This is a genomic window from Mycobacterium gordonae (genome assembly GCF_001417955.2).
Taxonomy (GTDB): Bacteria; Actinomycetota; Actinomycetes; order Mycobacteriales; family Mycobacteriaceae; genus Mycobacterium; species Mycobacterium gordonae_B.
Genome location: NZ_LKTM01000058.1, coordinates 1 through 9,362 on the forward strand (window position 1 = coordinate 1; position 9,362 = coordinate 9,362).

The window sequence follows — 9,362 nt, forward strand, 5'->3', positions numbered from 1 at the left end:
CCCGACCCCCCATCAACTGGCGTGTCCGTTTTGCTGCCGCCATCTTTCGGGGTGTGCTGCTCGGCAGTGGCGGCGGTCGCCTGGTACTCATCGGCGAGAACATCAATGAGCTCCGCCTGGTGGGCGTTGTCCACCTTGGCGCGCTCCATCGCCTGTTGAATCCTGCCCAATCGCTCATCTAAAAACTCCCCAAATGCCTTCATCGCCAAGGGATCGTTGAGCACCGCTGGATTCTTCTTCAACTGCTCTTCCCGCGACTGGATCTCCTTGACAATGGCGGTGACTTCCATCCGCGTTGCCTCGTTGGTAGCGAGATACTTCTTCAGCAGTGCCGCCACTTTGGCATCAGTCGCCGCTGCGGCACCCCCGGCCCGCTGGTAAGCGTCGGCGGCCCGCTCGGCAGCATCGCGCAGCGCCGAGGACCCGTCCGGTTGGGTAACAACTCCGGGCGCGTTCGCCGCATTAAGAGCCTGTAGCAACGCCTCTTGCGGTGACTGCCCACCGGAGTGCGGCTGATCATCAGTGAAGAGGTCAGCGATACCCTTCACGGCCGCGTGCAGCACAGGTCCCAATAGGAATCCGGCGAAGTCCGAGGTTGCATCGACGGTCAACAGTCACCCCTCAATAGCCGTTGACGTGGGCATATGTGCCATAGGCAGAGACGCTACCGGCGGAAATGGCGCTGCGCGACAGTCGTCGCGAAATACTCGGATGCTGCGATCAAGACAGCCTCGCCATCTCCGGCACCAGCGCTTCGGCAGACCGAAACCACTGCTCCGGGGCGAGATGGCAGGACAGGGATATCTCGGCGTGCGCGCTGGGTGGGACCGCGCTGCAGATCGCTACCGGGTGATGAAGGTTGCTTGGCAGATATCCGCCGATGGCACGGACAAGGCTGCAACGTTGCGCGGTTGAACCGCGCGGCGTGTCTGCGCGGTTCAACCGCGCACTTATGTCACTCTGGTCCCACCAAGGACACAGACACCACCAGCCACGAGGAGCCCGGAACCCCCACAGACCCGCCTCGACGGCGGCGAGCCGACACCACAACTCCACACCGGCCCACAACGCAGAAATCCCCGCCGAAACGGGGATACCTGCCACCGGAGCTACCGACTCCGGATATGGCCTCTGACAACAGAAACCACGCCTAGCCAGGCCGGTTTCACGATAGAGGACGCCTTCGTGAACCTCAAGACTGACACTCCCTCGCTGTCCCCACCCTGCGCGAAACGCCCCAGCGACTGGTTTGACCCCCACCAGCAGCTCAGAACCCGCCGACAATGCCTGCGCTGCCCCCAGCTCGGCGACTGCGCTGCCACCGCGCTGCGCAACCGACCCAACTACGGGATGTGGGCCGGCGTCTGGATTGAAGGCGATCTCGAGGCCAAACAACATCTCCTCGGCCGCACCAGCTCCGCTAACCCAGCAGCACACCAAGCCCCCGCGGCTCACAGTTCGGCCGCCTCGCCCCTCGCCCCGCCGTCGACCCGCCCACGATCACGCCGCCAACTGGTCGGCCGACTCCACACCCAACTTCCGGACCCGCAGATCGCGGCGGTCATCACCGCCCGCGCCAGCGGCCACTGCGAGATCTTCGCCGCCGGCTGCACCTACCAACAATCCGCGATCTTCCTGCGCCGCCGCCGCCCTTCCACCACCACGCTCGGTAGTCCCGCAGAGGCGATTGCCGGCTGCAGGAACTGCATTGACCTGATCGAACACACCGAGGTTCCCACAGCTTTGGACCTCGGCTACCTAGTTGACCCGCGCAGCACCGCAAGCGGCGCGCCCATGCTCTGGCGCCAGCATCACTGGGTCTACCTCGACACCCGCGGTCACCTCTACCCCTGCCCGAACCCGCACAGCAGCGGTATCGCCTAGTGTCCGCCGCGACAACCAGTACCGACCCCACCACTACCTGGAAAGCGCTGGCCCACCTCATCGCGGCCCGCCCCCTGCTGCGCACATGGAACCCCGACACCGACAAGTTCGACCGAACCACCAATCTCAGCAGCCGGCTGCCCCGCGTGCCCGCCGCCGCATACCTCTACTTGCGAGGGCGCACCCAAATCCTGGCCCTGGACTTCGACACCAAGCGCCACGGTCAGCGCGCCGTTGACACAGATTTCGCTCGCGCCCTGACGTGGATCACCGAATGCGGAGGAGTAGCCGTCACCGACCGCTCCCGCAGCGGCGGCCGCCACATCCTGGTCCCGCTGGCACTCGGAACCAGCGCCAGCGCCGAGGAACTCGCCCCACTGATGCGACTCCTGGAATCCCGGTTACCCACCCTGGACAAGACCCCGATGACCAATCCGAAGACCGGTTGCATCACGGTACCCGGATCGCCATGCCGACAAGGCGGACACCGCCAACTCGACGGATCCCTCACCGCCGCCCAGGACGCCTTAACTCGCCGCTCACATCCAGCCCTACTCCCCCGGCTCCACGTCCTGCTCGGCGCACTCAACCGCCCCGAGCACGCCATCAACCCACCCTCCCCACCGCCGACCACACTCATCGGAACCGGACCCCACGTCCGGCTAGATCCCCGATATGTCCGAACCGGCGACATGCCCGCCCGTATCACTCTCTACGCCACCACCGGAAAACTCCCAACCGACCACAGCTGGCCCAGCCACTCAGAAGCCCGCCAGTCAGTGCTCGCGCATGCCGTGCTCCACGGCCATTCCCTAGCCACCATCACAGCCCTCATGACCCCGGGCCGCCCATGGCACGACGGCCTGGCCCGCGCCTACGCCCGCTACCACCACAACGCCCACGCGGCACTGCAACGCGACGTTGACAAAGCTCTGAAATGGGCCGCCGCCAACAGCCACTTTTTCCGACCAGTCCACGCACAAGATCAAAGACACACACGGGGGGGCGGGCATGGACCCGAGCTCCACCGCCGCTGGCTAGCGAACGCGACCGCCTGGATCGAACAGGAATTCCCCCAGCACCGCTACCGCTGGATAGGACCAGCGGTCTACCAAGCCCTAGCTGTCCACGCCCTGCGATCCGGAGCCGTCGTCAACGGAGTGCCCCTCGTCGGCGTAGGAGGACGGTCTCTGTCGATCGCCACAGGACTGCTCAGCGAAACCACCGTCTGGCAGTTCCTGCGGGACACCCGCGATCGTCCTGGCTCACCACTGGTGCGCACGCGGGTAGCTCAAGGACGCCAACCTGACTACTACGCGCTGACCACGCAGAACCCCGTTGAATCCCGGCGATGCGTCATCGCCTCGACCCGCATAGAAGACGTACATAGCGCATGGCGCGTCGTAGGACACCGTCACCGCCGCGTCTATGACCTCGTCGTACACCGCGGACTGACCGAGGTGAAAGACGTCTTCGCCGCCGCCCACATCTCCGCCACCACCGGCTATGTAAGTCTGGCCGCATTGGCCACAGCGGGCCTCATCGTGCGCAGCCGTGGCCGCGTGGGACCGGGCCCTACCAGTCTGGACGACATCGCTTCGGCCCATCACTTGGCGCAGTACCGTGCCCAGCGTATCGAGCGACACCAGCGTGAACGGGCAGTATGGAACACCTGGTTGACCCTGCGGGAGAACTCGCGCAACCTACCGCCACCGGACGATCTGGCGGTCCCCGACATCGTGACCGCAGAACCCTGTGACCCGCACCGTCATGAGTACCTCAGCGCAGTCCTGGCGACTGGGCCGCCCCAAACCGACGAGGAACGAGCCTTGAGCTTGCTGGCCGAGATCCTCGGCGCCACTCCAGTCCCTCTGGCCAGCAGCGGACTGCGCTGACAGGCGTCAACCGCAGATTCAGCTTTTGTCGTGTCCGGATGATGCGCGGGTAGGTGTTAGCCGCTTTACCGCGGTAAAGCGTTCAACCGCCCCATCAACGCTGCTGGGTACACAGGCGAGAGCGTCCGTCGGCGCCGCGTGGCGTTTGCCCGATCTGTCAGGCTGAGCTGGCTACCCGCTGACGTCGACGACGAAGTCGTAGAGCTTCCTCGACGAGATCGGAGGCGAAATCCTGTGCTGTCAACAAGACGTCTTCACGCTTGGCCGACAACCACGCCGCCCGCAATTCTCCCGCGGTTTCGGGTCGCAAACGCAGCGTTCGCGGAGCGCCGGGCTCGCCCTGGCGATCTGAACGTGACAAGGGCGATGATGAGGCTGGGGAGATTGACGCCGCCTTTGCGGGGTCAGCAGCTTGAACCTGCGCCGGCGGCGCGTCGGACGGCTCGGGCGATTGCGGAGTCGCAGGAGCGGGGGTCTCGGCCTTCGAGGCCGGCGCCGTCCCAGGGTCGGTCGCCCGGGCGGGGGGCCGGGTCGCCGATCCCACGTCTGACAACATGCCGACGACGACGTCAGCGACGTTCTTACCCATAGTGCCTCCCTCGGTTACGACGACCCTCATTGACCCGTTTCATCACATCGACGGTGAATGCTGCGTACGCCTGTGCGAGGTCGGGGTCGGCTTCAACGTCCCCGAGGACATAACAGCCGGTAACCATCCGCTCCGCCGCCGTGCGTTTCGGGATCAACGTCTCAAACAACGGCAAACCGTCGTCTTTCAATGCAGCAAGGGTGTCCCGGCTGATGACCGTATTCGGCTCGTATTTGGTCAGTAAGACTCCAAGCAGCTCAGCGGAAAGCACCTGGTGCGCGCGTAGCGATCCGGCCCACTCCATGAACATGTGGACGCCGCGCCTCCCCCACTTACTGGCGTCGGTAGGCACGATCATCCAGTCAGCAGCATTCAGAGCAGAAATGACTAGCTGACCCAGATTGGGTGAAAGGTCCATCACGATGGCGTCGTAGTCCTCGTAGACCGGCTCTAGCCGCATCGCCATTTGGTACTCGCGCCTGTGCATCATGACCAGCTGTTGATCGAGCTTCGCGACGGCCAATGTAGAGGGGATGATCTCGAGGTTCGCGATTCGTGTCTTGCGGATCACCCGTGCGACCGGAGCCTGGTCGGCGATCAGGTCATAAAGGTCCAGGTCGACGTCGTCGTCCGGATCGAACATCGACGTCGCATTGGCCTGCGCGTCGCAATCCACCAACAGGGTGCGCCAGCCGCCTTGGGCCAATCCCGCAGCAAGACTCACCGCGGTAAAGGATTTCCCCACGCCACCTTTGTGGTTTGCGACCGCGATTACATCAGCTTTCACTTTATCCCCTTAGGTCCCAATAGTCACAAGGTGATTAGAACACGAGGTGATGCAGTGTCCCTGCGATGCGGTGACGGCGTGTTGGCGCGATCAGGTGACATCATCACCGGGTGCTCCAGCGATGTAGTGATTTGGTGAGGTCGTGACACTGTGTTGCGGCCACGTAGTCACGCGATCTCCTGGTGATTGGGTGATTGGGTTATCAGGTGATGGTGTGTTGCCGCCACGTCGTCACGCGATCTCCTGGTGATTGGGTGATTAGGTGATCAGGTGACGGTGTGTTGTCGCCACATCGTCACGCGATCTCCTGGTGATTAGGTGATCAGGTGACGGTGTGTTGCGGCGATCTGGTGATGTGATCGTCAGGTGACCCGGTGACCCGGTGATTGAGTGACGGTGTGCTGCCGCGACCGGGTGACTGATCGCCAGGTCGCCCGGCGATGCCGTCACCTGCTGTTTCGATGATTCAGTGATGGTGTGTTGGTGTCACGGAGTCATCCGATCTCCTGGTGAGTATGTGACGCGGCGGCTCCGCGACGCGCTGATTGCGTGACAGTTGTGCCTGTGAGGTTGTTGCATCCTGGTTGGGAGATTCGCGCACGCAGTGTGCAACGACTCATAAATGCTCGCGCTTATCGTGAAATCCGGTATCTAGCAAAACGCGAGCGTCAGAAACGAGTTTCGAAACGAGCTGATAGCCCCTCATGGTGCCGAATTCGGGTACTTTACCGCGGTAAAGCAGCAAACGGTTGCTGGCATGGGGCTGATGAGACCCACGACACAGCCGGTGTGTCACCGCAGCGCAAGAAGGTTGGCGCCCGCTAGCATCAAGCTCCATCCCATCCGAAGTACTCCGCCGTGCGGGGGAAGCATACGGAAGGCCTTCTATGGCTGTGCACGTCGTTCTCAATCAGAAAGGCGGCGTCGGCAAGAGCACCATCGCAGTCAACCTGGCTGCCGTGACCGCCGACGTCTGCAATGATCACGACGACCCCGACGCCACATCTCCGGTGGCCGCGATCTCAGTAGACCCGCAGGGTTCTGCCGTGTGGTGGGCGTCGCGGATCGACGATCTGCCATTCCACATCGTCCAAGCCCACGATGACCTTGCCGGTCTGGCGCGGCTAAAGGAGCTGCCCACCATCAAACACGTCTATGTCGATACACCAGGGTGGATCGACCTCGACGCCGGCGCTGCCACCAGTGATCCACTCGGCCGCGGACCCGCTGCCGACGCGCTACGCACCGTCCTGGACCTCGCCGACCGGGTCATCATCCCGATCGAGACCGAACCGCTGTCCTTCGATCCCACAGCCCGCACCATCAACAAAGTCGTCAAACCACGCGGATTGCCCTACACCGTCGTGATCAACAACTGGGATCCTCGAGACGGCGTCCACGATCTCAACGAAACCAAGGAATTCGTTCGACTCAACAAGTGGCCCCTGGCCCACACTGTCATCCGCCACTACAAACTGCACGCCCGAGCCAGCGCCGACGGACAGGTCGTCACCGAATACCCAACCAACCGCGTCGCGCTGCAAGCGCGTGAAGACTTCTACCGCTTCGCACTGGAACTCAACATCGGGGGAGGGGACTAATGGCAGCCCGCGGCAAGCGAACCAGCCTGGCGGCACTGGCCGCCGATGTCGGCGACAACTCACCGGTGGACCAGCAGCCAGAGGTCGGGCCAGCACGCAGCGCCCCGCTGGCCCAGCTGACCCCTAATCCGCGGAATCCCCGGGAAGATCTCGGTGACCTCGCCGACCTTGCCTCGATCGCCGATATGCAACTGCAACCCGCAGTCGTCGTCACTGCCAATGCCTACCGGGCCCTGTACCCCGACGACGAGATCACCACCCGCTATGTCGTCGTCAACGGCTGCCGCCGGCTGGCCGCAGCACACAAATACGGCCGCACCGACCTCGACGTAGTCGTTAACGACACCATTGCCCGTGACCGCGTCACCCTCATCTCCGCCGCGATCACCGAAAACGTTGACAGGCAAGACTTCGACGTCATCGAGGAAGCCCGCGCAGTCGAGGCCCTCGTCGCCGAGTGTGGACGGGCCGACGTCGCCGGCCAACGCCTTCACCGCACCGAAGGTTGGGTCTCGCAACGACGCGCCCTACTTAAACTGGCCCCCGAACTGCAAACTGCCCTACGACGCGGCGAACTGGCAATCCGCGAGGCCCGCTCACTCGCCCGAGTCCCTCTAGAACAGCAAGTCGCCCGCTGGCGCGCCGCTCAAGACAAGCAGCAGTCCAACGACAAACCCACCGGAGACCCGCCCACACCAGCCCCATCCCGGTCGCGCGCAATCACCACCGCACTGTCGAAGTTCGACAGTCAACCCAACCTGCTAGCTGACGCGCTGCGGGAATATCTCGGCACAGACGGCGTCGACCGGCTCCTGAATCTGCTCAAGGCGTAAAACAGCACCCCTCGTCGTACAACTCAACCCATCTGCGACGCGCAATTACAGGCGATCAGCCAATTCGCCCAGATGCCCAGGCGTCACGAACTGCGCCAGTGCGTCCAAATAGTGTTGGGCCGCGGCCCGATAACGGTCAGCGCTGCTCTCGGCCGCCAACATCTCCTGCTGCGCCGCGATCAACAGCCTATTGACCTCCACCTGGGTCACCAGCTGCGCCCGCAAGTCGCTGAGCCCCGTGCTCGAGGCTGCGGTGGGGGAGGGGGTGGGCTGAGGTGGAAGTGCGTCGGTGTACACGTACCACCGCAGCCGCTCAGGACGCGGGATCGCGCCACCACGCAACTGGCCGGCCTTGATCGCCCGCACCACGGTGCGCGGGTCCTTACCCAGACGTGCCGCTGCCTCTTGCAGCAACACGTGCGGACCCGTCGGTGTGGTCTCCACACCCGGTGGCGCCTGCTTCATCTCGCTCATCAACCTCGACCCGCCCGTGGAGAGCCTGCCTCCTCCCGTGACGGCATTAGGTGCATAATGCTACTAATTAGCGGCATTCTAGCGCGGATCGACGACTCGATGTGCCTGTCATGTCGCAAATTAGTGACATCAATGGGCTAAACTAAAGACATCGGCCGCTGGGACCCACCGGTAGGCCTGGGAGAAGGTAAGCGCAGCGTTGTCGAGGGGAACTGTGGTGACAACACAAACCGAACACCGGGCCCGGCGCAAGGGCACCGAGACCCGGCAGCGAACGAAGATGGTAGGCCTGCGCCTTCGTCCAGAAGAACACGCGCGGTTGACCCGACTCGCGCAACTGCGTGGTGTCAACGTCGCAGCGCTGTTCGAGTCCACCGTGGCCGACCTACTGGCTACACCACTACCCGAGGAAGCTCTAACCGCCTGAGTGCATCAGCGCACCTCAGCCGTACCCCTGGGTTGAAAATCGCCGCGAGAATACCCGAGTGCGGCACAGCACCACACACGCACTTCCCTTCAAGACACCTAAGCGGCGACGTGACCGCGAAGACTGTCAACGGCAACCGAAAACTGACCAGCTGTCGGCAAGGTGGCTTCTAATCAACGTCGCAACAGTCGGAGGTCTGCCGAGGTTAGCAGCGCGGTGAAAAGTTCGGCGGGACTGCGGTCTTGGAGGGCGTGGCGGGGCAGGTTGTTGATCTCGTGTTCGACAGCGCGCAGGTGCTTGAGTGTGTAGGTGGCAAGGCTGGTGCCTTTCGGAAAGTACTGGCGGAGCGGTGAAGTGGTCCGTTCGCGTTCTCGTTGCTGCCGCGCTGCCAGGGAGAGCGTGAGTCGCAGAAGCAGACTGGGACGCCCAGGTCAGCGGTGATGTCGGTGTGGCGGGCCATTTCGATGCCCTGATCCCAACTGATTGATCGGAGTACATGGGATATGAACTAGCCGTGCCGAAACTCGGAACACGTCTAGGCGCAGCTGGGCTGTGCTTGATTTCAGCATCAATGACGGTCCGGTACTCATCCCCGCCAGCGATGGCATGCGCGTGGACGCCGACCATCGAATCCAATTACTACGCAACATCGCTTGACTACCCTGATCATGTGCAAGTCACCTGCGAGCTGACTGTGGAGAACATCACCTGGGATGACGTCTCATATTGGTCGAACGCGGAAAATCGGTGGATGCCGCTCGGACACGGAACCGCTAGCCACTACCGTCCCGCCGGTCCGGAACTTGTCAAGGCGGATGAGTCCATCGGGTGTTAAGCGGCGGTCGTGTCGGCCTCCTGGGCTGGTGGGTTGA

8 protein-coding genes are annotated in these 9,362 nt (G+C 63.2%); 5 read left to right on the forward strand and 3 right to left on the reverse strand.

What is annotated here, in order from left to right:
- On the reverse strand, positions 1-611 hold a 611-nt coding region (locus tag AO501_RS08125; RefSeq protein ID WP_156452400.1), incomplete at its 3' end, for a DUF4226 domain-containing protein.
- 574 nt (positions 612-1,185) lie between these two features.
- On the opposite strand from AO501_RS08125, the gene AO501_RS35180 reads away from it, so the two are divergent.
- The gene (locus AO501_RS35180; protein WP_197419788.1) at positions 1,186-1,884 is read left to right on the forward strand and encodes a WhiB family transcriptional regulator; all 699 of its coding nucleotides are present in this window, start codon (positions 1,186-1,188) and stop codon (positions 1,882-1,884) included.
- Complete coding sequence (locus AO501_RS08135; RefSeq protein WP_055577247.1) at positions 1,884-3,779, forward strand: hypothetical protein; 1,896 nt, start codon at positions 1,884-1,886, stop codon at positions 3,777-3,779. Before AO501_RS35180 ends, AO501_RS08135 begins: the two co-directional genes overlap by 1 nt.
- A 581-nt stretch (positions 3,780-4,360) precedes the next feature.
- Here AO501_RS08135 and AO501_RS08140 read toward each other — a convergent pair.
- Complete coding sequence (locus AO501_RS08140) at positions 4,361-5,155, reverse strand: ParA family protein (RefSeq protein WP_055577248.1); 795 nt, start codon at positions 5,153-5,155, stop codon at positions 4,361-4,363.
- 887 nt (positions 5,156-6,042) lie between these two features.
- Between AO501_RS08140 and AO501_RS08145 the strand changes: the two genes are divergently transcribed.
- Together AO501_RS08145 and AO501_RS08150 are read left to right on the forward strand one after the other, a co-directional pair.
- Positions 6,043-6,756 carry a ParA family protein gene (locus AO501_RS08145; RefSeq protein WP_055577249.1) on the forward strand — a complete coding sequence of 238 codons (714 nt, stop codon included), beginning with the start codon at positions 6,043-6,045 and terminating at the stop codon, positions 6,754-6,756.
- Positions 6,756-7,589 carry a ParB/RepB/Spo0J family partition protein gene (locus tag AO501_RS08150; RefSeq protein ID WP_055577250.1) on the forward strand — a complete coding sequence of 278 codons (834 nt, stop codon included), beginning with the start codon at positions 6,756-6,758 and terminating at the stop codon, positions 7,587-7,589. Before AO501_RS08145 ends, AO501_RS08150 begins: the two co-directional genes overlap by 1 nt.
- 45 nt (positions 7,590-7,634) lie before the next feature.
- Here the strand turns inward: AO501_RS08150 and AO501_RS08155 are convergent, their stop codons facing one another.
- Positions 7,635-8,063: a hypothetical protein gene (locus AO501_RS08155; protein WP_055577251.1), complete on the reverse strand. Its 429-nt coding sequence runs from the start codon at positions 8,061-8,063 to the stop codon at positions 7,635-7,637.
- Positions 8,064-8,280: 217 nt separating this feature from the next.
- Between AO501_RS08155 and AO501_RS36970 the strand changes: the two genes are divergently transcribed.
- Positions 8,281-8,490 carry a hypothetical protein gene (locus tag AO501_RS36970; protein WP_156452401.1) on the forward strand — a complete coding sequence of 70 codons (210 nt, stop codon included), beginning with the start codon at positions 8,281-8,283 and terminating at the stop codon, positions 8,488-8,490.
- The last annotated feature ends 872 nt before the right edge of the window (positions 8,491-9,362 follow it).

What these genes read in the sequence shown, in the direction of transcription:
- AO501_RS08145 (WP_055577249.1), top strand. Translation starts at nt 6,043, where the DNA reads ATGGCTGTGCACGTCGTTCTCAATCAGAAAGGCGGCGTCGGCAAGAGC.
- AO501_RS08150 (WP_055577250.1), top strand. Translation starts at nt 6,756, where the DNA reads ATGGCAGCCCGCGGCAAGCGAACCAGCCTGGCGGCACTGGCCGCCGAT.
- AO501_RS08155 (WP_055577251.1), bottom strand. Translation starts at nt 8,063, where the DNA reads ATGAGCGAGATGAAGCAGGCGCCACCGGGTGTGGAGACCACACCGACG.